Annotated in this window: 22 protein-coding genes; 11 read left to right on the top strand and 11 right to left on the bottom strand. The window is 65.7% G+C overall.

From position 1 onward, the window contains the following. Positions 1-132: 132 nt before the first annotated feature. From RO07_RS08805 to RO07_RS08780, 6 genes are all read left to right on the top strand, one after another. Entirely contained in the window at positions 133-1,188 is a 1,056-nt protein-coding gene (locus RO07_RS08805; protein ID WP_039409905.1) for a porin, read from the top strand. Positions 1,189-1,451: 263 nt separating this feature from the next. Further along, entirely contained in the window at positions 1,452-1,778 is a 327-nt protein-coding gene (locus RO07_RS08800) for a hypothetical protein (RefSeq protein WP_237171406.1), read from the top strand. 197 nt (positions 1,779-1,975) lie between these two features. Then, positions 1,976-3,238 carry an MFS transporter gene (locus RO07_RS08795; protein ID WP_039409899.1) on the top strand — a complete coding sequence of 421 codons (1,263 nt, stop codon included), beginning with the start codon at positions 1,976-1,978 and terminating at the stop codon, positions 3,236-3,238. 58 nt (positions 3,239-3,296) lie between these two features. Then, positions 3,297-4,232, top strand: coding sequence for a dihydroorotate dehydrogenase electron transfer subunit (locus tag RO07_RS08790; protein ID WP_084072523.1), 936 nt, complete (start codon positions 3,297-3,299; stop codon positions 4,230-4,232). Further along, complete coding sequence (locus RO07_RS08785) at positions 4,225-5,175, top strand: dihydroorotate dehydrogenase (protein WP_039409897.1); 951 nt, start codon at positions 4,225-4,227, stop codon at positions 5,173-5,175. The genes RO07_RS08790 and RO07_RS08785 overlap by 8 nt, the downstream gene beginning before the upstream one ends. A 70-nt stretch (positions 5,176-5,245) precedes the next feature. Next, entirely contained in the window at positions 5,246-6,499 is a 1,254-nt protein-coding gene (locus RO07_RS08780; RefSeq protein WP_039409895.1) for a hydantoinase/carbamoylase family amidase, read from the top strand. 95 nt (positions 6,500-6,594) lie between these two features. On the opposite strand, the gene RO07_RS08775 is transcribed toward RO07_RS08780, so the two are convergent. The 11 genes from RO07_RS08775 to RO07_RS08735 form a co-directional block, all read right to left on the bottom strand. Further along, on the bottom strand, positions 6,595-8,055 hold the full coding sequence (locus RO07_RS08775) for a M20 family metallopeptidase (protein ID WP_039409891.1): 1,461 nt from the start codon (positions 8,053-8,055) through the stop codon (positions 6,595-6,597). A 243-nt stretch (positions 8,056-8,298) separates the two neighbouring features. Continuing rightward, positions 8,299-8,652, bottom strand: a complete 354-nt coding sequence (locus RO07_RS08770; protein WP_039409888.1) for a hypothetical protein — start codon at positions 8,650-8,652, stop codon at positions 8,299-8,301. Next, positions 8,652-8,819 (bottom strand): hypothetical protein, encoded by a 168-nt coding sequence (locus RO07_RS25860; protein ID WP_157112269.1) that lies wholly within the window; start codon positions 8,817-8,819, stop codon positions 8,652-8,654. Before RO07_RS25860 ends, RO07_RS08770 begins: the two co-directional genes overlap by 1 nt. Positions 8,820-8,984: 165 nt before the next feature. Then, positions 8,985-9,320: a hypothetical protein gene (locus tag RO07_RS25855; RefSeq protein ID WP_147284524.1), complete on the bottom strand. Its 336-nt coding sequence runs from the start codon at positions 9,318-9,320 to the stop codon at positions 8,985-8,987. Between the two features lie 746 nt (positions 9,321-10,066). Next, a complete protein-coding gene (locus RO07_RS08765; RefSeq protein WP_039409885.1) occupies positions 10,067-10,348 on the bottom strand; it encodes a hypothetical protein in 282 nt (93 codons plus the stop codon). 286 nt (positions 10,349-10,634) lie between these two features. Beyond that, on the bottom strand, positions 10,635-11,654 hold the full coding sequence (locus RO07_RS08760; RefSeq protein ID WP_039408197.1) for an IS110 family RNA-guided transposase: 1,020 nt from the start codon (positions 11,652-11,654) through the stop codon (positions 10,635-10,637). 185 nt (positions 11,655-11,839) lie between these two features. Then, positions 11,840-12,799, bottom strand: a complete 960-nt coding sequence (locus RO07_RS08755; RefSeq protein ID WP_237171405.1) for a DNA/RNA non-specific endonuclease — start codon at positions 12,797-12,799, stop codon at positions 11,840-11,842. 51 nt (positions 12,800-12,850) lie between these two features. Further along, a complete protein-coding gene (locus RO07_RS08750) occupies positions 12,851-13,009 on the bottom strand; it encodes a hypothetical protein (protein WP_157118199.1) in 159 nt (52 codons plus the stop codon). Positions 13,010-13,111: 102 nt separating this feature from the next. Further along, positions 13,112-13,756 (bottom strand): FMN-binding negative transcriptional regulator, encoded by a 645-nt coding sequence (locus RO07_RS08745; RefSeq protein ID WP_039409878.1) that lies wholly within the window; start codon positions 13,754-13,756, stop codon positions 13,112-13,114. A gap of 183 nt (positions 13,757-13,939) precedes the next feature. Then, positions 13,940-14,455: a YjjA family protein gene (locus tag RO07_RS08740; RefSeq protein WP_237171404.1), complete on the bottom strand. Its 516-nt coding sequence runs from the start codon at positions 14,453-14,455 to the stop codon at positions 13,940-13,942. A gap of 185 nt (positions 14,456-14,640) precedes the next feature. Then, positions 14,641-16,260: a restriction endonuclease gene (locus RO07_RS08735; RefSeq protein WP_039409876.1), complete on the bottom strand. Its 1,620-nt coding sequence runs from the start codon at positions 16,258-16,260 to the stop codon at positions 14,641-14,643. A 589-nt stretch (positions 16,261-16,849) separates the two neighbouring features. Between RO07_RS08735 and RO07_RS08730 the strand changes: the two genes are divergently transcribed. The 5 genes from RO07_RS08730 (at position 16,850) to RO07_RS08710 (ending at position 20,707) form a co-directional block, all read left to right on the top strand. After that, on the top strand, positions 16,850-17,503 hold the full coding sequence (locus tag RO07_RS08730; RefSeq protein WP_052267139.1) for a phosphatase PAP2 family protein: 654 nt from the start codon (positions 16,850-16,852) through the stop codon (positions 17,501-17,503). Between the two features lie 306 nt (positions 17,504-17,809). Continuing rightward, positions 17,810-18,562: a sulfite exporter TauE/SafE family protein gene (locus RO07_RS08725; protein WP_039409875.1), complete on the top strand. Its 753-nt coding sequence runs from the start codon at positions 17,810-17,812 to the stop codon at positions 18,560-18,562. 147 nt (positions 18,563-18,709) lie between these two features. Next, complete coding sequence (locus RO07_RS08720; protein WP_039409873.1) at positions 18,710-19,372, top strand: phosphoribosyltransferase; 663 nt, start codon at positions 18,710-18,712, stop codon at positions 19,370-19,372. A 182-nt stretch (positions 19,373-19,554) separates the two neighbouring features. Then, positions 19,555-20,085: a glycine cleavage system transcriptional repressor gene (locus RO07_RS08715; RefSeq protein WP_039409871.1), complete on the top strand. Its 531-nt coding sequence runs from the start codon at positions 19,555-19,557 to the stop codon at positions 20,083-20,085. Positions 20,086-20,095: 10 nt separating this feature from the next. After that, positions 20,096-20,707, top strand: a complete 612-nt coding sequence (locus RO07_RS08710; RefSeq protein ID WP_160118052.1) for an SRPBCC family protein — start codon at positions 20,096-20,098, stop codon at positions 20,705-20,707. Positions 20,708-20,750: the final 43 nt, after the last annotated feature.

The raw sequence follows: 20,750 nt of genomic DNA, 5'->3' as shown, positions 1-20,750 counted from the left end.
CTCTCACGGATTCCCCCATCCGACGAGAATGCCCTGCACCACAGGGCTGCCCTTCCCCGTTTGGGGATGACCGCGTGCGCCGGCAGTGGTAGCCTGCGCGCCGTCCATAAATTTGTACAAAGCAGAGAGGGAATGATGAAGACCTGGCACAAGGTGGCTGGCGCCGCCGCACTGGGCGCAGCAACGCTCGCCACCACGGCGCACGCGCAGTCGGGCGTGAGTTTCTACGGACTTGCCGACGCCTACGTCGGCTCGGTGAAGAACCCGGGCGGCAACGCCGCCGTGGTGCAGCAAGGCGGTGGCATGACCACCTCGTACTGGGGCATGTCGGGCACGGAAGACCTCGGCGGTGGCAACAGCGCACTGTTCGTGCTGGAAAGCTACTTCCAACCGAACAACGGCACCTACGGGCGCTTCGCGGGCGACAGCTTCTTCTCGCGCAACGCCTACGTGGGCTTGTCGAACACCACCCTCGGCACGTTGCGCATCGGGCGCATCACCACGCCGCTCTATCTCGCGACGATCCAGTTCAACCCGTTCAACAACTCGTACACGTTCTCGCCGATGATCTTCCACACCTACAAGGGTCTGGGGACGCAAGGCGTGGTCGGGGACTCGGCCTGGAACAACGCGGTGGCGTACACGTCGCCAGGTTACGCCGGGCTTGCCGGCACGCTGATCTACGCCACGGGGAACAGCGCGAGCGACCATAGCGCGAAGAAATGGGGGGCGGCTCTCACGTACACCAACGGGCCGTTCGCGGCCGCCGCGAACTATCAGTACGTGAACTTCAGCAACACGCCGGGCGACTTCGGTACGCAACTGCCGGGCGTGGCCGGGCTCACGAACCAGAACACCGCTCAGGTCGGCCTCTCGTACGACTTCGCCGTCGTGAAAGTCTTCGCGCAGTACATGCTCGTGGCCAGTCAGGCGGCAAGCGGCAACTTCCACGCGAATACGGGTCAGTTGGGCGCCTCGGTGCCTGTGGGCCGGGGCAGCGTGCTCGCTTCGGTGGCCTACACCGGATCGAACGGCTCGGGCGACAACCAGCGTCGCACCACGTGGGCGCTCGGCTACGACTATCCACTGTCCAAGCGTACGGACATCTACGCGGCATACAAGTACGACCACATGAGCGATCTGTCGACCGGGCAGACGTACGGCGCCGGTCTGCGCATGAAGTTCTGAACGCGTCGAAGGCGGGATGGCGGCACAGGTGTGCCGTCACCCTTACCCGGGCGCTCGCACCTCCAGGCGTCCGTCATGCGGCCAACCGCCGCGGTAGCGCGTCGGAAGGCATGGACGTGCGTCGGAGAATGGCGACGGCAGCGGGCGAACCCGCCGCGTCAGCCACCATCACCGTCGATCGGCCTCAGGGTTTGACCCGATAATTTTCGCCTTGCCCACCTCGTTGGGTTCGTTTAGTCTAAATATTTAGACAACTGGAGAGCATGATGGATCTGCAGCTTGCATACGCCTGGTTACAGCGCGATACGGCCGGTCTGTCCGACATCGAGGATTTCGCCGCGCGCTGTCTGCATGCGTCACATACAGCGACGCGAGAGTCCGCCGCCTTGTTGCTGCTGGCGCAGGCCGCACAGACGTTCACAGAGCGCCAATCCGGCGTCGCTGCGAACGGCGAGACATTCCACGCGTTCCTCGCGCGTTGCAGAAGCTATGCCATGACGTTGCGCGATGCGGCGGCCGCCTCGGACGCCAGCTTCCTCACCGCGCTCAATACCTTCGCGGCACAACTTTCGGCCGAGGTTTGCGCATGAACCCGTGGGCGGTGAAAACAGGGGTGACGGCGGGATGCGTCGCACCAGGACACCGCGCTGCTCATCGTGCGCGACGCCGCCTGCCCCAGTTATTCGCTTTTTTCGCCTTGACCGTCTAAAAATTTAGATATTTGACGGGTTCGGCTTAGCACTTTCTCCCCCTCGCCGCCCCACACGAACCGACACAGGAACCGATCATGGAAGCCAAGCTGAATACGCCGAGCGCACAACGCGCCAGTACGACCAGCGCCGACACCGTTACGCCGTATGCGTGGAAAGCGCTCGCGGGCTCTGCCATCGGATATGCGATGGACGGCTTCGATCTGCTGATTCTCGGCTTCATGCTGCCGGCCATCACGGCCGGTCTGCAGCTCTCGCCCGGCCAAGCCGGCGCCCTCGTGACGTGGACGCTCATCGGCGCGGTCGCGGGCGGCATCCTCTTCGGCGCGCTCTCCGACCGCTATGGCCGCGTGCGCATGCTCACGTGGACGATCCTGCTCTTCGCCGTTTTCACAGGGCTGTGCGCGTTTGCTCAGGGGTTCTGGGATCTGCTCGTATATCGCACGATCGCGGGCATCGGCCTGGGCGGCGAGTTCGGCATCGGCATGGCGCTCGCCGCGGAAGCGTGGCCGGCCGCAAAGCGCGCCCGCGTGTCGTCGTACGTGGCGCTGGGCTGGCAGACGGGCGTGCTCGCCGCTGCCCTGCTCACGCCCCTGCTGCTCATGCATATCGGCTGGCGCGGCATGTTCCTCGTGGGCGTACTGCCCGCGTTCGTGGCCTGGGTGCTGCGCAACAAGCTGCACGAACCGGAAGTCTTCGTGCGACGCACGGGGAACGCGGCAGGCGCTCACGGCAGCGCCAACGCCTTCCGTCTGCTGGTCAAGGATGCCCGCACGACCCGCGTGAGCCTGGGCATCGTGATCCTGTGCTCGGTGCAGAACTTCGGCTACTACGGCATCATGATCTGGCTGCCGACCTTCCTGTCGCAGAAGCTCGGTTTCTCGCTCACGAAATCGGGCGTGTGGACGGCCGTCACCGTCGTCGGAATGATGTTCGGCGTATGGGCCTTCGGGCAGCTGGCCGATCGCATCGGCCGCCGTCCGACCTTCCTGCTCTATCAGGCCGGCGCCGTGATCATGGTGATCGCCTACGCCCAGTTGAGCGACCCGACGGTGATGCTCTTCGCCGGCGCGCTCATGGGGATGTTCGTCAACGGCATGGTCGGGGGTTACGGCACCCTGATGTCCGAGGCCTACCCCACGGCAGCCCGTGCCACCGCGCAGAACGTACTGTGGAACATCGGACGCGCCATCGGCGGGCTCGGTCCCGTCGTGGTCGGCGCGCTCGCCGCACGCTACTCGTTCCAGATCGCCATTGCGCTGCTCGCGAGCCTGTACGTGCTCGACATGCTCGCCACGCGCTTCCTGATTCCCGAGCTCAAGGGCGCCGAACTCGAATGACGCGACGTTGATCCTCCCCCCTACTTCGTTCTCCTCCACCGTTTCCCCGGAGCCCTCCATGTCAGTTGCCACGCCGACGTGTCTCGACGCCGCCCGCCCCGCGGCCCCAGACACGTCGAACGTCACCGATGCGCATACGCCCGCGCATGCCCCCTCGCATGCCGTGCCCAAGGTCGCGACGCACCGCTGCCGGGTGCTGCAGCACCGCGCCGTCAACACGCGCTACCGCTACCTCCGGTTGCAAGCCGACGCGCCCATCGCGCTCACCACCCGGCCCGGCCAGTTCTATCAGTTGAAGTGCCCGGTGACCGATGACGAGACGCCGTTCCTGCTGCGGCCGATGAGCGTCTACGGCACCGGTCCCGAACCGGATACGATCGAATTCCTCTACAACGTGACGGGCGTCGGCACACGCGCGCTCGCCACGCTGGCGCAAGGCGCTTCGCTGGACATCGTCGGCCCGCTCGGCAATACGTTCACGCTCGACACCCGCTGGCGGCGCGTCATGGTCGTGGCCCGCGGCGTGGGTCTGGCTACCATGGCTCCGCTCGTGCAGCGGGCGGCGGCGGCAGGCGTCGCCTTGACGGCGGTCATGTCCGCGCGCCGCGAAGCCGACCTGATGCGTGACGAATTCCTGCGATCGCCCGAAGCGCGCGCGCTCGCCGATGTGCATTGCGTGTTCGACAGCGATGGCTCGTCTGCCGTCGAAGCGCTGGAGCCGCGCGTGCGCGCGCTGCTCGATGCCGCGCCGCACGACGCCGTCTACACCTGCGGCTCGCATCGCTTGCTGATGCTGCTCCAGCGCGTGCTGGCGAATCACCCGCACATCACCGCCGAAGTGGCGATGGAGCAACGCATGGCCTGTGGTATGGGCGTGTGCCTGTCGTGCGTGCGGCTGTTCGATTGCGACGGCGACAAGCAATTTCTGCGGGTGTGCCGCGAAGGCCCCGTGTTTCCCATTCGCGACGTCGTCGGGGAGGTGGATTTTGGCTGATCTTTCCGTACGCGTCGGCGCGCTCACGCTGCGCAATCCCGTGATGCCCGCCTCGGGCTGCTTCGCCGTCGAGTACGCCGAGGCGCTCGATCTGAACCGGCTCGGCGCACTCGTCGTCAAGAGCGTCTCGCCCGCCACGCGTGCGGGCAACCCCACGCCGCGCGTGGCCGAAACCGCCAGCGGCATGCTCAACTCCATCGGCATTCCGAGCAAAGGACTCGACGTCTACCGGCGCGACGTGCTGCCCGCCTATACGCGCTTCGATACGCCGGTCGTCGTCTCGGTGTCCGCCGATACGGCCGAGTCCTTCGGCGAGGCCTGCGAGGCGCTGTCGCTGCCCGAGGTCGCGGCCATCGAGGCCAACATCTCCTGCCCCAATCTCGAAGCGGACGGCATGGCGTTCGCGATGCAGCCCGAGAGCACCTACAAGGCGGTGAGCGCCATTCGCCGCCGCACGTCGCATCCGCTGTGGGTCAAGCTCACGCCCAACGCGGGCCAGATTGCGCCCATCGCCCGTGCGGCCGAAGACGCCGGCGCCGACGCCATCGTCATGGGCAACACGGTGCTCGGCATGGCGATCGACGTGCGCACGCGCAAACCCAAGCTCGGCAACGTGATGGGCGGCCTGTCCGGCCCGGCGATCAAGCCGCTCGCGATCCGGCTTGTGCACCAGTGTCACCGCACGGTGCGCATTCCGATCATCGGCTGCGGCGGTATCGAGACGGCCGACGATGCCGTCGAATTCCTGCTCGCGGGCGCGACCGCGGTCCAGGTGGGCACGGCCTCGTTTCGCGACCCGGCCGTCATGGGACGCATCGTCGACGGACTCGACGCGTATTGCGATGCGCAGGACGTCGAGCGCATCGCCACGCTCACCGGCGCCGTGGCGCTCGACGCGCAACTCACCGACCGCTGGCTGCGCTTCGCGCAGCAGTCGGGGTGACAGGCACGCGCGCCATCGCAGTAATGAATACGCAACCCTCGCGACCGTCGTCGCGAAAAGAAGCACGCTCATGGAACTCACCACGCTGGCCCCACTGGCCGAGCAACTCTTCTCCGACCTGCGCCGTCTCGGCAGCGACGGCGTCGGCATCACACGCGACAGCTACGGCGACGGCGAGAACGCCGCCGCGTCTTATCTCACCGAATGGGCCGGCCATCAGGGACTGGCGGTCACGCGCGATCGCGCGGCGAACCTGATCTTCACATTGCCGGACGACGCCGGCGAAGCGCCCGCCACGTGGATCGGCTCGCATCTCGATTCCGTGCCGCAAGGCGGCAACTACGACGGTCTCGCCGGCATCGTGGCGGGACTGCTGTGTCTCGTCGAGCAGCAGCGCAGCGGACGCCGCGCCGACACGCCGGTGCGCGTGCTCGCGCTGCGCGGTGAGGAAAGCGCGTGGTTCGGCAAGGCCTACATGGGATCGAGCGCGCTGTTCGGCAAGCTCAACGACGCCGATCTGGCCATGCCCCATCGCACCCACGGTCGCACGCTCGCGGAGTGCATGGCGCAAGCCGGGGCCGATGTCGAGGCGATTCGCTGCGGCGCGCTGCTGTTCGACGCTGCGCGCGCGAAGGCCTGGCTCGAGTTGCATATCGAGCAAGGGCCGGTCATGATCGCGCGCGACATGCCCGTGGCGATCGTGCCCGGCATTCGCGGCAACGTGCGCCACAACCGCGTATCGTGCGTAGGCGAAGCGGGGCACTCGGGCGCGGTGCCGCGCTGGTTGCGTCACGACGCCATGTTCGCGGTGGCGGATCTCATCTCGCGTCTGGACGAGCACTGGCGCGCGCTGCTCGAGCGCGGCATCGACCTCGTGGTGACGGCCGGCGTCGTCGGCACCGATCCTGCCGAGCACGCCATCTCGCGCATCCCGGGCAAAGTGGACTTCAGTCTGGAAGTGCGCAGCCAGAGTGCCGATACGCTCGACGTGTTCTATGAGCTCATGCGCACCGAGTGCCGCGCCATCGAGCGTGACCGCGGCGTGCAGTTCGTGTTCGATCGCCGCCTCTCGTCCGCCCCCGCGACCATGGACGCCCACGTGTCGTCGCGGCTTGCAGAGGCGTGCCGCGCGCTCGATCTGCCGCAGGAGCGCGTGCCGAGCGGCGCCGGCCACGACGCGGCGATCTTCGCCAATGCGGGGATTCCGAGCGGCATGGTGTTCGTGCGCAATGCCAACGGCTCGCACAACCCGTTGGAAAGCATGGCGTTGGACGATTTCCTGCGAGGCGTGCAGGTGCTGGAGGCCGTCACGCACCGCCTCTGATCGACGCCGCCCGTCTTGTGACGCCTGCAAGCACCTGAAAGTGGAACGGGCCGCGTCGACGCGGCCCGTTCTGCTTGTTCAGGTTCGCTGTGCGATCACGGCGCGAGCGCGATGACTTCGGCAACGGCGGCCGTGAGCTTCTTCGCGTACGGCACGTGCAGGAACTCGTTCGGGCCGTGCGCGTTCGACTTCGGACCGAGCACGCCGCACACCATGAACTGCGCCGTCGGGAAGCCCGCCTGCAACGTGTTCATCAGCGGGATCGTGCCGCCCTGCCCGATGTACGCCACGTCCGCGCCGTAGTGGCGCTGCGAGGCCGTGTTCAGTGCCGACGTGAGCCACGGCGCCACGTCCGGTGCATTCCATCCGGAGGCCGCACCGGCATCCGACTTGAACGTCACCTTGGCGTTGTACGGCGGATCGACCTCGAGCAGCGACTTGAGCTCCGCCACGGCCTGCGCCGCATCCACCAGCGGCGGCAGACGCAGCGACAGCTTGAACGCCGTGCGCGGACGCAGCACGTTGCCCGCATCGGCCAGCGCCGGCAACCCCGCCGCGCCGGTCACCGACAGCGACGGACGCCACGTCGAATTGAGCAGCGCCTCCTTCGGGTCGGTCGTGGTCGGCAATACGGACAGGCCGTCCTGCCCGCAGGCCCACGGCACCTTCTTCCAGACGTCGTCGCCAAGGATCTTCGCGGTGGCTTCGGCCTCCTTCAGACGCTGCAACGGGATCGGACTGTGAAAGCCCTTCGGCAGCACGTTGCCGCTGCCCGCGTCTTCCAGGCGCTCGAACAACTGGCGCATGATGCGAAAGCTCGATGGCGCAATGCCGCCATAGCCGCCGGAGTGGATGCCTTCATCCAGCACCTGCACCTCGAGACTGCCCGAGATCAACCCGCGCAGCGACGTCGTCAGCCAGAGTTGGTCGTAGTTGCCCGCACCGGAATCGAGGCACACCACCAGGCCGACGCGCCCCAGGCGGTCGCGCAGCGCATCGACGTACGGTAGAAGATCGTAGCTGCCCGACTCTTCGCACGTCTCGATCAGCCCCACGCAACGCGGACGCTCCACACCCTGCGCGTCGAGGGCGGCGAGCGCCGTCACGCTCGAATAGATTGCGTAGCCGTCGTCGGCGCCGCCGCGACCGTACAGCTTGCCGTCCTCGAACTTGGGCGTCCACGGCCCGAGATCCTTGCGCCAGCCATCGAACTCGGGCTGCTTGTCGAGGTGGCCGTACAGCACGATCGTCTCCGTACTGCCCGAGCGCGTGGCCGGGGCTTCGAAGAAGATCACCGGCGTGCGGCCTTCCAGCCGGATGACTTCGAGCGTCAATCCCTTGACGGGCTGGCGTTCCGCCCATTGGGCGGCGTCGCGCACCACGCGGTCGATATAGCCGTTGCGTGCCCAATCGGCATCGAAACCGGGGCTCTTGGCGGGCACGGCGATGTAGTCGGTCAGCGCATGGAGAATCTCATCGTTCCATTTCCGTTCGACGAATTCGCGCAACGCCGCGGTGTCGAGCGACGGCTGGGTCGGGGTGACGATATCGTTCATGGGGAGTCCTTGGGGTGTGCCGATGTTCCGATGCGCGCGAGGGATGGATCATGCGCGCTGGACGGGTTCGCGACAGCACGACAGCGCGACACCGGCGGATCGTATGGCGTCATGATAGCCATTCCGGGCAGTCATGGCGACCCGCCTGGCGATCAGGTCATGGAACAGCAGGAGAGTCGGCGCAGGACGGTCGCGGACGTCGATGCACGCCGCCCCGCATCGGATACCGAAGGATTCACGAGGTCAATCGCCGGTGCCGGGCGGCCCGAAACGGAACACGATCTCGCCGGCCGCGCCGCTCGCCTTGACGCAGGTGGCGAGCTGGGTGCCTTTGCCGGGAACGTCCAGCGACTGCTCGGCCACGGTGCTGTTACACCGCCAGGAGAAGGTGATCGGCCGCGCGCACAGATTGGTGACTTCGTAGCGATAGTTCAACACGTCGGCCGGCAATGCGCGGATGGATCCGCACGCGCGGCCCGACGCATCCACCGGTTCCGCCGGCGTGGTGGCGGACGGTGTCTGGGCATGCAGGGAAGCGCTCAGCGCAAGGCCGAGGAACGCCAGCGCCCCAATACGGATATGCCTTGCCCCTGACATCAGATCCAGCGCCAGGCAATCGCAATGGCGCCAATGGCGACGCCGATGGAAATGACAACGCCGAACCATGCCAATTGCGCACGCCGCGCCCGACGGCGGCTCGACTCCGAAGTGTCGTAAAAACGACCCAATCCGCCCGAGTACAGCTTTTCCCAGCGAATTTCCATGACGCACCTCACAAAGCAATCAAACCGGCCCGCATGACGACTGATCTTTTTTCTTCTTTATCGGAAATTTCGAGACGCAAGACAATTCGGACAAATCCGGGCGATTTCCGATACCGGGAACACCCCAAATTCCGACACGGCGTCGTCGTTTGAAGATGTCATTATTCAAGCGGAATTGCAATAGAGTGAACTTCCCGAAGCGTGCGGAGAAACCACGAGAAAGACGTCTTCATTGGCGATGGATATCAGCGCAACCGACGCACGATAAACAGATTTAGCATCGGCAGACCTCAGCCCGCGACGGAACTCAGGCAGCATTGCCGGCAATGCATAGCCGCAGACATTTCCCGACATGGCAATCGCCGTAACGGGACGTTTCAATTCCGTACGAATGTTCGTTTGAAATCGACGATGGAAAGCGGGCGTCGAAACGCCGGCGGCCCGGACGTCGTCCGAGCGGGTGCGCCGGTCCGGGCGCATGAAGATGATGGGATCAGGCAACGCGGTGCGGCGATCCGCCGGAGGCGGCGCCGCACACGAAAAGGAAGACGGGTGACTTAGCGTCCCAGGAAGGCCGCGCCTACTGACAAGAGGACGAAGCCGCCGAGGCTACAGGCGATCGCGATTGTCAACAGACGTTGAAAGAGTTGCTCGCGCTCGCTTGCGCTGCGATGGGAACGCGGTGCTTCGTGAGGAATCGTTCCCCAACCACTCGAATACACTTTTTTCCAACGGATGTGCATAAGTTACCTCGCGTTGTTTAGTGTTCGTAGCCTTGCCGATCATCGATTCCGACTATCGGAATCGACGAGACGCAGGGCTAGTATGCGCTTCGTTTACTTCCCGTAAACCCCTCGTCCGTGTTGCGTCGCGGCATGTCGATGGGGGATGTCGGATGAAATTCGAGACGAGCAGGAAATGTGGTGAAAACCGTCACCGTGACGCGATTCGCAATTACTGACCGGATGTGTCAATGCGACAGAATGTCGCAGGTGCGACAAGTTGTCGCGCAAACCGCATGAACCGTGGAATTCACCGTTTTGGCAGGCCTGGCGGCGCGACATGTGTCGAACCCGTCGCAGCCGCTTTGGGCATGCAGCCGACGCGCGATAACGGGGTGCCCAGGCCCGTCGAAAGTGGCGTCGTGCGCCGCAACATCGATTCTTCAAATAATTGACGAACCTCGGGTAAATCCGGGGGGCACCGAGGCGTTTCTCCCATCTCTCCCGCCTCCCGGTTCGTCAAACTTACGATTCAAACGGGTTTTTGACCTGTCGCGCGGTCGTGCGGCTGTCCGCCTGCGCACGTTCCGGCAAGTCGTCACCGGCGAGTGCGGCCACGACGGCGTCGAGCACCGCCTTGAGCGCCTGCGCCTGGCGCCGACCTTCGGCGTCGCGTCGGATCTCCAGGTTACCGAAGATGGCAACGTGATCGGCATGGTTTTCGACGTTCAACTCGCCGAGCGAGAGTGCGTCGGCGTCGTTGGCGAAGGGGGTGAACTTGACGTTGGCGGATGACGATTCGGCCATTGGTAACTATATGAACGCGTCCCGTTTGCAGCAGTTTTCTTGTGTTCCGACGGACAGGATGGGCTGCAGCTCTATATCCGGCCTTGATGCAGCTGGTACTGCCGCTGCGGGCCCCTATGAAATTCGCTGACTCGCGCCTCATTCTCCTGGCGAGCTCAAGGCTCTTGCACCGATTCAGGCTTAGCGAGTCCCGGTCCTACCTGGCTTGTCATCACACTTGATTGCTGCGCAACCTTTCGACGTTCACCCTGTGTTAAACATTGATCGTCTACCTCGCGCGGGCCGTTCAGGCTGGCTTCACGCTCACGTAGTCCTTCCGATACGGCCGATCATGGGCCAGCACCGCCCAGATCGTCCGTGCCGTCTTGTTGGCCAGTGCGACGATCACCACATTCGCCGGCCGTCGCTTCTTCATCTGCTCGACCCACGGACCCGGTTCCTTCGCATGGCTCAACACGCTTCGCGCACCGTGAATCAGCAGCGTGCGCAGATAGGTGTCGCCCCTCTTGCTGATCCCGTGCAAGTTCACCTTGCCGCCCGAGCCCGTCTGCTTCGGTACCAGACCCGCCCACGCGGCGAATTCGCGTCCGGAGCGAAACGCCTTCGCGTCGCCCATCATCGCCACTGCCGCCGTCGCCGTGAGCAATCCCACGCCGGGTATCTCGCTGATCGCCTTTACCGCCTTGTCTTCCTTCTTCCATTCGAGCATCCGGCGTTCGATCTCGGCAATCTGCTCGTCGAGCCGCGCCAGCCCGCTCCACTGCTCGCGCAACGTATCGATCAACGCTCCCGGCAGGCGCTCCGCGAGCCGACCAAGCGCAATGGCTATTTCCTGGTCCAGCTTCGCCCGGCCACGGCTCATCACCTCGCCGTATTCCGTTAGCAGGCCGCGCAGTCCGTTCATCTGCATCGTGCGGAATTTCACCAACTGCTCGCGCATCCGGTGCAGCGCCAGCATCGCCTGCTGCATTTCCGTCTTCACCGCCACCGGCTTGCTCGGCTGCTGTACCGCCAGCCAAATCGCCCGGGCATCCGCCGCGTCGTTCTTGTTGCGGATGTTGAACGCCTTCACGAACTCCGCCGGCATCAATCTGACCTCGTGCCCCATCTTTGCGAGTTGCCGAGCCCAGTGGTGCGCACCGCCGCACGCCTCCATGCCGATCAGGCTCGGCGCTCTGTTCGCGAAGTGCTCCAGAAACTTTGCCCGCTTGATCGGCTTGTTCACAATCTCTCCGGTGTGCTGATCGACGTAATGCACCTGGAAAACCTGCTTGGCGATGTCGACGCCTACGGCCATACTGTTCATCGTGGATCCTCCGGTTGCCGGGAAATGCGTGCATTTTCCACCTGGGCACTTCGATGCCGTTGGCCCGTGAGGATTCACCTCCTTCCTCTGCTCTCACCGTTTCGGGTGGGACGCGTTCATTTCATTCTCCTGAATCGGGGGGAAGTCAGTCGTGGGGCGGGCAGCGCAGCCAGGCCGCCCTTCCCTTAGCGGATGATCGTACGCAAGAAGTCGAGCACCGTCTGCACTTCGCGATACGTCGGCATGTCCGGGTCTCGCTTACGCTTGCCACCGCCGCCCGCGGCCTTGGGTGCCGGCAGACGCATCGCCGTGTTCTTGACCTCGGCTGGCATGTCGGGGAAGAAATCGATGCCGGCCAGCTTCTCGAGCTCCGCCACGCTCACCACCGAATAGTCGCCGGTCGCCTCGTTGGCCACAAGGTAGGCGCCAGCCTGCTTGCGTTTCGGATCGTAGACGATCTTGAACAACTGCGTGGGCACCATGACACGATCGCCGACCTGCACGATCGTCTTGCCTTTGAAGAGTGGCCCGGTAATCACGAACAACTCGCCGCGTTGCTGCGCAAGCCTGCGCACGCTCGCTTCGATGCCGGCCCACAGATACCGGTTGTTCTCGCTGTTCTGCGGCACCATGTTCGACAGCGAGAAGCTCTCGGCCTGCGCCTGCGCGTCGGGCATGTCGGCCGAGGGCGCCATGTGGCCCCGGTCGTAGCCCGAGCGCACGTAGTCGCGCAACTCGGCGCGCTCGCCCGGAGGCAGACGCGATTCGGCGTGGAAGTTGTTCACGCGACCGATCTCGCGCGCGTCGTTCAGGCTCGCCCGCGTGAGACGTTCGGCGGACCACAGCGGGGTGCGCGTCACACCGGAGTGCATCACGCCGAACGCGCTGAAGCACACCTCGCGCGCATTGCGCGCCATCGCGGCATTGGTGATGTCGGGCGCCGAACCAGCCCAGTAGTGGTCGCCGCACGCCGTGGTCGCGGCGACGGCGTGACTCGCCAGGGGAGTGACCGCGGTGAGCGCCATCACCGGGATGGCGGAGATTACGGCGGAGGAGGAGATTGCCAACGAGACTGCCAACTGCCCGGCCATCGCGCGCAAGCGGCTTGCGCGCATTACGGCGACCGTCCATCGAGACTGCTTCATCGCACTGCTGAGGGTAAGACTTAAGGGGGTGCGATTGTAGCGGATGAATGGCTATTCGGGGACGACGTTCGCTGCACCGTAGGCCGCGCACTGCAAGGTCTGCGACGGGCCAAGGTTGCCGCATTCGTCCGCTTGCGCGCTTGGCGCCCATGCCTGCGCAAGAAAGAGCAGGCAGAGCGTCAGGGTGAGCATGAGCAGCAGTGTTTTCATTGCGGCGTCCGAATCGGGATGCCGCATTGTATGCGGGGATGCCATTGCACGCCCCGCTTGCGAACCATGGAATTGTTTCGTTTCGTTACCGACGGGACAGGCTCAGCTTTTGGGAACGTCCCCTCGTTCGGCGACAAGCGCCGCCAGCGGCTCGCTTTGCGCCCCTCGCGCCCGCAGCCCGGCAACCACGCCGACGCGATCCGGCATCGCGCGGTTCTGCGACATCTTGAACTTGCCTTCGATGCGCCGGATCGGGATCTCCAGGCCGACGATCGCGCGCAGCATGCTCTCGATGAAGTCCGCGGGCGCGTCGTCGACGGCCCACGGTGCTGGCAGCGAGTGCTCCTGCGACTGCGTGAGACCGTCGAGGAATCGACGCAACCATGCCGCATCGTCGATCACGCGCGGCTTGCCCCACGCATGCACAGCGGCGTAGTTCCACGTGGGCACCACTTTCCCATGCTCGGCCTTGGCCGCGTACCACGACGGCGAGATATACCCTTGCGGGCCCGTAAACGCGACGAGACACTCGTCCACGTCGCGCAAGCGTGCAACATGCGGGTTGGCCCGTGCCAAGTGCGCGCGCAACGTACCGAACTCACCATCGGCCGGATCGATCAGGAACGGGATCGAATCGGCGGTCAGCCCCGGCGCGCCCGCGCTCACGAGCAGGCCGAGCGGATGGGCGCGAATGAGGTCGTGCAGAACCTCGGGGCGTTCTTCGGTAAAGGCGGCGGGCTGAAACATCTGCGACTCCGGGCGATGGCCGTGGGCTGGCGTTGTCTGGGTTGGAAACCCACGCAGCGTACGTCCGCTCATGGCTCTCGGCAAAGACCCAAAACCGATGATTATTTTGGAGCCACCAGGCGTTCCAAGGCCCGGCGCGATCCGGCAACCGGTCGCCGCCTCGGGGTGTTCGGAAGCACGCCGTCAGAGGAAGGATTTGGCCTGGTCGAGGATCTTGTCGCAAACCTGACGGGTGATCTGCTCCTTGAGCCCACCGCCGTTCAGGTCGACGGTCTTGCCGTCGGGCGAAGACAACAGGCCTTTGGCGCCGTCGAGATAGCCGGGGCTCGCCGCAGGCGATCCGGATTGCGTGCCGATCTTGCCGAGGAGCTTGTCCTTGACGTCGGTGGCCGAACCCAGGTTGGCCGCGTTGAGATAGTTGTTCTTGATGCAGAACTGGAGCACACCGGTTGCATTGCCGATGCTGCCCGACGTCAACGACCCCGCGGAGGCCAGCCCGCCGAGACTGCCGGCCAGGCCACCGGAATTGCCGCCACCCGAGCTTCCGCCGAGGGCGTTCTTGAGCATGTCGATCTGCGCGTTGGCCGGCAGCGGTGTCCCTAACGCCAGCGCCAGTGCGAGCCCTGTTGCCCCCGCAAGCCTCACGCGGGCGCCACGGGTAACACCGACCTCAGCCGAACAGTCCATGCGTCGCGACATACGAACCTCCGTGATGGGGATGTGACGTGGATGGGGTAGACCCACTATAGCAGGCCCTCAGGACATCACGTCGCATTCGCTTTCACCGAGACCGATCTCCGACGCTCGCGCCGAGACGACCGCACGGCCATTCGTCGTCTTGATTCGTTGTCTTGCACCGCCGTCATGCTGCGGCGCAGCAGACGTCAAAACTGCGCCGCTACCGTATCCGCCGCCTCTGGCGCCACGACACTCGCATCCACTCCCGCATTCTCCTTGAGCAGGAAAACGAGGTGGTGACCGGCGAGCAGCTCGATGCGACGGTCGCGCGCAAATTCCTCGACGCCATCTTCGAACATACCCGTGGTGATCAGCATGCTGCGTGCGGCGCCGATCTGCTGCATCTCGGCGAGTATCGCCCGGGCCGCCGGGAGCCCCAGGCGATCGTTGTGGCTCGACGCCCGACGAATGTGCACCACCACGTCGCCGCCGAAGATCGGATGCGGATCCCATGCCCGGCAGGTCAGCATGCCGTCTTCGGCCGGCAGCAGCGGCGGCCCCTCGAAGCCGTGCGAGCGCAGCAGATGGAACATGACCTGCGTGAAGTCCTTGTCGGAGAGCGTCGCCAGATTGAAGCGGCGGTCGACGGCGACCTTCTCGTCCGTGATCGCCTGCGTCATGTCGACACCTGCCACGGGCGTGACCGGCTGCTGCGCTTCGGGCCGCTCGGAGATACGCGCGCCGAGCGTTGCGAGATGCGCGGCGGGGTCGCCCTCCGCGAGCGCGAGCGCCGAGAAGTCGGCGCGCGATACGTGCACGCTCGCCACACAGACGCGTGTCTCGCCATCGCCCGTGTACATATTGAAAACGATGGCGTTCACCTGGCGCAGCGGCTCCGCCGAGAACAGTTCGTGCAACGAGCGAAGCAGAATCTGACGCAGTGCGTTGGCGTACACCTGAGCGCGCATCGCGTCACCTGTCCGCACGCCTTGCACGACGCGTTCGGTCGCGTTGAAGTGATATTCCAGCGTGGCCGGCACCATGGCGTCGAGCGTCGGAATGTCGTAGCCGACGGCGAGCAGCTTGAGGTTCTCGACGTAGTGCGCGGCGAGCGTCTGCATGAACGCTTCGGGGTACGGACTGCGGCTCAGCACGATGCGCGCATAACCGGTGACCGCCGCGGCCTCGCCACGCAGCAGCGCGCCTTCGAAGTCGGCCACGGCGGCATTGTGACGCGCGCTCTCGGCGCGCGCCGCCTCCGTGGCCTTCTGCTGCGCGATCTGGAGAATCATCGAGCCTTGCGTGCGGCGGATCTTCGACGCCTCGTACTCGCGCTCGGCGTGGACGAACTCGCTGCGTGCCTTGGCCACGGCCTGCTCATAGCGTGCCGACGCGCCGGGCATGGCAAGCGCCAGGCGCCCCGGCTTCTCGGGAGCGAAGGCTTCCCATTCGGGTTTGGCCAGAATCTTCGGCAGGCGACGCGTGTCGAGTACCGGCGGTGTGTTGCGTGCGCGCAGATCGGCCGGTGGAATGCGCAGGTCGCGCGCGAGGCCGTCGGCGAGCAAACGCTCGAGACGCGTCACTTCGTGTTTGGCGCGGGCGCTGCGGGCCGCGGCCTCGGCCTGCCCCAACGCCAGTTGAAGACGCTCGCGGGCGGCGGCGTCGATGGCGCCGGCCTCGTCCAGCGCGCGCTGCGCCTGATCCACCGCTCGCACTGGTGCGAGCGAGCGTATTTCCGAGTCTGCGCGCTGTTGTTCGCGCGTGTGCGAGGCGCGCCAGAACTCGCGCGCCAGACGGTCGATGATGACCTCGAATCCCCGATCCACTACTGCCCCCGCATGCGATATTGGTTTTGTTTTGCCACTCGAAAAACAACTTCGGAGAGATGGCGAACAGCGCTGGGTCCACGCCCCGGCTGCCGTTCCTCGAAACGCGGTACGTCACGATAGCCGAGCCACGACATCACATCCTCCCTCGCAGTCTCGCCCGCCATATCCGATGTTTGCGTAGGGGACGATTGTAGGACGATGCCCCCTCAACCGGCAAAGGAATCTTTCCATCCCTTGCGACCGGAGCATGTCATGAGCACAACGCCGGCGTCCTGATCGTCATCAAATCGCCATGTGACGGGGACAGTCTGCGTAGTGTCGGGGATTCCGCCTCCCCGCGCCCTGTCACGCCGCCAACGTGCCGCGCCATATCCGACTCTCCACGATTCGTCACGAACGCGCCAAAAGTTTGGGAGAATGCCCGAATCATGGGACATCTCCCGGTTGCGACGGAAGATGGCGACTACCATGCCAGGGTTTCATTGGCGCTCGCCATCTCCCCCCTTCACCGCCCCTTTCCGCCTCCCCCCTGATCCGCTTCGTACTCGCCATGACCCAACTAGCCCCCACCTCTCCCGCGTCGTCCATGCCCGACATTTCCGCCCACTGTCTGCGCACCGCGTGGCTAAGTGCCGTCATCTGCGTGGTGACAGCGCTGGCGGCCATCGCCTGGATCGACCGACCGGTCGTGAACGTCGCGCACGTCTACACGCAAGGCACTCCCTGGATCCAGCACATCGCAGAACTTCCGGCGCCGCTCTTCGTGCTGGCGTGGCCGGTGTTCGTTCTCGGCGGCGCGGCGCTGCTATGGCGCCGCACGCTCCCTCGATGGGCCGTCACGCTCTGGCTGGCCGGCGGCGCCGTCGGCGTCGGCAGCCTGCTCAAACAAGGTCTGAAGTTCACGTTCGGACGCACCTGGCCCGCCACCTGGATTCACGACAACCCTTCGTATCTGCGCGACGGCGTCTTCACGTTCAAGTGGTTCGGCGGCAGCGACGTGGCCTATGCATCATTTCCGTCGGGACACCTCACCGTCATGCTCGCCTTCGCCACGGTCGTCTCGCTTCGACACCGGGCATTGCGCTGGCCCTGCGCCGTCGCGGTCGCCGTGACGGGATTCGGCCAGATCGCGGCGGCGTATCACTGGACCAGCGATGCGCTGGCCGGCGCCGCACTCGGCATCGCGGTCGGGACGGCGTTCATCGCCGCATGGGAGCGCTGGGGACAGCGGGCGGCGTGAGGCCCGAAACGGTCTGTTGCGCCCCATACGCGGCGCTCCCCCTCCCCTGTTGCCAGTTGCCGGGTTCGCCGCATAATGGCGGATTGATAACGAAAGCTGCGGACGGCTCGCCGTCCGCGGAACAATACCGAGACCGCCCCGCGACGGGCACATTCGCTTCCCTGCCTTGCCGAGTCCGGCCCGCGTTCCGGCAAGATCGAACGCCACTCGACGATGTCTGGCGATGTCCGACGGGATGCCGCCCGACGCGGCTGACGCGGCAAGGAGTCATGAGAAGTTTCGAATGCCGTCCGCCGCGCCCGATTCATGACTGTCGACACGTTGCTCCCCCTCATTGCCGGCGCCTGTATCGCCGGCTTCGTCCAAGGCCTGTCCGGCTTTGCCTTCAGCCTGGTTGCCCTGTCGTTCTGGGCGTGGTCGCTGCCGCCCACGCTGGCCGGCCCGCTCGCCGCTTTCTGCTCGCTCGTCGGCCAGCTCCTCGGGCTGCGCGCCGCACGCCGCGCCGTGCCGCTCAAGCGCCTCGCACCGTTCGTGCTCTGCGGACTCTTCGGTGTGCCGGTCGGCGTGTGGATTCTTCGCTATCTGGACCCGGTGTGGTTCCGCGCGGGCATCGGCGCGGTGCTGGTCATCTACTGCTCGATCCTGCTGCTCTCGGCGCATCTGCCCCGCATCTCGCACGGCGGACGCGCCGCGGACGGCGTCGTCGGCTTCATCGGCGGGGTGATGGGCGGCATCGGTGGGCTCGTGGGCGTGGTGCCCACGCTGTGGTGCACGCTGCGCGGCTGGGACAAGGACATGCAACGCGCGGTGATGCAGATCTTCTTCATCGTCATGCACACGCTCACCGTCACGCTGTATGCCGTGCATGGCGTGATCACCACCGCGACGTTGCACGTCTTCGCGATTGCCGTGCCGGCGATGATCGTGCCGACGCTGGTCGGCGCATGGGCCTACCGATTCCTGTCCGATCACGCATTCCGGCGCATGGTGCTCGCGCTGCTGGCATGTTCCGGTGTAACGCTGCTCGTCGGCACGGTGCCGGAACTGCTGGCACGCTGAACCGGGCAGCGGTGTTGTTGCCCCCTTCCCCACGCGCGGGCTCACGGGAGACAGAGGGGCTCGCGTCGTCACAAACGGATACACTTCACCGCGTACGAACGTCCGCAAGCGGCGGTACGATGCGAGCATTGCCCTCCTACCGCCGCCATGCCCGCCGTTGCCTCGTTTCTCGATCGTGCCGCCGCCGGTAACGCGCTGGCCGAAGTGCTCGCCTCGCACGAGTTGCTCACGCGCTGTGCCGCTCCGCTCGTGCTGGCCATTCCGCGTGGCGGCGTGCCCGTCGCCCTGCCGATCGCCCGTCAACTGAACGGCACGCTCGACGTGTTGCTCGCGCACAAGCTGCGCGCGCCGCACCAGCCCGAACTCGCCATCGGAGCCGTCGACGAATTCGGCGGCATCTTCCTCGCCGACCACGCGCTCTCGCTCGGCGCCACCGGCATGTATCTCTCGCGCGAAACGGCACGCCAGCGAGCCCTGATCACCCAGCGGCGACAGGCCTACACGCCGGGACGCGGCGCACCCAACGTGCACGGGCGCCCCGTGGTGCTCGTCGACGACGGCATTGCCACCGGCGCCACGATGATCGCCGCCTTGCGTGCGATGCGGCGGCTCGGCGCGGCGCCGCTCATCGCCTGCGCGCCGGTCGGGGCGCACGACGCCATCGCCCGCCTCACCGCGCTCGCCGACGCCGTCGTCTGCCTCGAGACGCCACAGCCGTTCCATGCGGTGAGTCTCGCCTACAACGATTTCGTCCAGACGGACGACGCGACCGTCATCGCCCTGCTTCGTATGGCGGCGGACCGGCCCTGATGCGCAACGCTGCTCGATGCCACTGAATGCTGCGGCGCGCCGCTGAGCGGCGCCGAACATGCGCCGTAGCGGCACCCCCTGCGATTGCACTACACTTGAGCCTGATGCGCGCCACGGCCCAGGCAAGGGCTGAGCGTGCCGCCTGCGCCGCCTCTTGCCCCTCAGCATCGATGGAGCCTGTGATGACGACGTCCCTGATTCTGAACGTGATCGGCCCGGATCGTCCGGGGCTGGTCAATGCGATCGCCGATCGCGCCACCGCCGCGAACGCCAACTGGCTGGAAAGCCGCCTCGCCAATCTCGCCGGCCAATTCGCCGGCATCATCCATCTGCAGGTTCCCGACGATCAGGCCGAAGCGCTCACCCAGGCGCTCCATGCGCTCGAGACGCACGGCTTGCGCATCGCCGTGACGCGCGCGCAAAGCGCCGTCGAAGATCCGGCGGCCCGCACATTGCAACTCGATCTCGTGGGCCAGGACCATCCGGGCATCGTCAAGGAAATCTCGCATGTACTCTTCTCGCGCGGCATCAGCATCGATGAACTCGCGACCGAATGTGTCGAGGGCTCGATGTCGGGCGGTACGCTGTTTCGCGCCACGGCGCGGCTGCGCGTGCCGGCCAGCGTGAGCACGCAGGCATTGCGCGACGTTCTGGAAAGCCTCGCCGACGATCTCATGGTCGATGTCGAACTCGATTCGCCTGCCGGTGCCTGAGCGCGCACCGATGAAGCGCGCCTTCCTGTTCGTTCTCGGGGCGGTGGCGGTCGTCGCCCTGCTTTCGCTGCTGCCCTTGCCCTTCGAACGCCAGACGCACGTCGTCAACGTGGTGACACTGCGCGCGCCGCCACAAGCCGTCTACGATTATGTGACGACGCCCGCGAACTGGCCCGCCTGGCATCCGGCCTCGCTCGCGGTGCAAGGCACGACGGACCGTCCTCTCGTGCTCGGCGATGAGGTCGCGGAAGAATTCCGGCTCGCCGGGCGGCACGGCATCATTCATTGGAAAGTGGTTGAAGCGAAGCCGCCGCTGGCATGGCGGGCCGAGGGCGAGGTCAACCGGCGCCCTTCGGCGGAGGTGCGTTATACGCTCACGCCCGACGGCTCGGGCACCCGCTTCGAACGCGACTTCGTCTATCGCACCCCGAACCTGCTTTTTCTGATTCTTGATCCGATCTTCGTCGGCCCGCGCATGCGCGCCGAATCGGCACAGGGCGCCCGGCAGCTTGCCAAGGTGTTCGACACGTCGGCGCCGGCAACGCCGTCGTCCGCGTCGACGACAGGTCCCGCCACTTCCACCGCCCCCGCCAGCCCAGCCAGCACTACGCAGGCGCAGTGAAGTGTCAGCCACACAGGCCGCGCCTCGCACAAACGCGCTGGCG

The organism is Pandoraea pulmonicola, from assembly GCF_000815105.2.
In the GTDB taxonomy this organism is placed as follows: domain Bacteria; phylum Pseudomonadota; class Gammaproteobacteria; order Burkholderiales; family Burkholderiaceae; genus Pandoraea; species Pandoraea pulmonicola.
This window is presented reverse-complemented; position numbering and strand designations above follow the sequence as displayed.

Excerpts from the sequence above, each read along its gene's own strand:
- RO07_RS08795 (WP_039409899.1), top strand. The coding sequence starts at position 1,976 with ATGGAAGCCAAGCTGAATACGCCGAGCGCACAACGCGCCAGTACGACC.
- RO07_RS25860 (WP_157112269.1), bottom strand. The coding sequence starts at position 8,819 with ATGGAAATTCGCTGGGAAAAGCTGTACTCGGGCGGATTGGGTCGTTTT.
- RO07_RS08775 (WP_039409891.1), bottom strand. The coding sequence starts at position 8,055 with ATGAACGATATCGTCACCCCGACCCAGCCGTCGCTCGACACCGCGGCG.
- RO07_RS08740 (WP_237171404.1), bottom strand. The coding sequence starts at position 14,455 with ATGTCGCGACGCATGGACTGTTCGGCTGAGGTCGGTGTTACCCGTGGC.
- RO07_RS08750 (WP_157118199.1), bottom strand. The coding sequence starts at position 13,009 with ATGAAAACACTGCTGCTCATGCTCACCCTGACGCTCTGCCTGCTCTTT.
- RO07_RS08770 (WP_039409888.1), bottom strand. The coding sequence starts at position 8,652 with ATGTCAGGGGCAAGGCATATCCGTATTGGGGCGCTGGCGTTCCTCGGC.
- RO07_RS08725 (WP_039409875.1), top strand. The coding sequence starts at position 17,810 with ATGACTGTCGACACGTTGCTCCCCCTCATTGCCGGCGCCTGTATCGCC.
- RO07_RS08745 (WP_039409878.1), bottom strand. The coding sequence starts at position 13,756 with ATGTTTCAGCCCGCCGCCTTTACCGAAGAACGCCCCGAGGTTCTGCAC.
- RO07_RS08720 (WP_039409873.1), top strand. The coding sequence starts at position 18,710 with ATGCCCGCCGTTGCCTCGTTTCTCGATCGTGCCGCCGCCGGTAACGCG.
- RO07_RS08755 (WP_237171405.1), bottom strand. The coding sequence starts at position 12,799 with ATGAAGCAGTCTCGATGGACGGTCGCCGTAATGCGCGCAAGCCGCTTG.
- RO07_RS08800 (WP_237171406.1), top strand. The coding sequence starts at position 1,452 with ATGATGGATCTGCAGCTTGCATACGCCTGGTTACAGCGCGATACGGCC.
- RO07_RS08765 (WP_039409885.1), bottom strand. The coding sequence starts at position 10,348 with ATGGCCGAATCGTCATCCGCCAACGTCAAGTTCACCCCCTTCGCCAAC.
- RO07_RS08805 (WP_039409905.1), top strand. The coding sequence starts at position 133 with ATGATGAAGACCTGGCACAAGGTGGCTGGCGCCGCCGCACTGGGCGCA.
- RO07_RS08780 (WP_039409895.1), top strand. The coding sequence starts at position 5,246 with ATGGAACTCACCACGCTGGCCCCACTGGCCGAGCAACTCTTCTCCGAC.
- RO07_RS08760 (WP_039408197.1), bottom strand. The coding sequence starts at position 11,654 with ATGAACAGTATGGCCGTAGGCGTCGACATCGCCAAGCAGGTTTTCCAG.
- RO07_RS08730 (WP_052267139.1), top strand. The coding sequence starts at position 16,850 with ATGCCCGACATTTCCGCCCACTGTCTGCGCACCGCGTGGCTAAGTGCC.
- RO07_RS08710 (WP_160118052.1), top strand. The coding sequence starts at position 20,096 with ATGAAGCGCGCCTTCCTGTTCGTTCTCGGGGCGGTGGCGGTCGTCGCC.
- RO07_RS08715 (WP_039409871.1), top strand. The coding sequence starts at position 19,555 with ATGACGACGTCCCTGATTCTGAACGTGATCGGCCCGGATCGTCCGGGG.
- RO07_RS08790 (WP_084072523.1), top strand. The coding sequence starts at position 3,297 with ATGTCAGTTGCCACGCCGACGTGTCTCGACGCCGCCCGCCCCGCGGCC.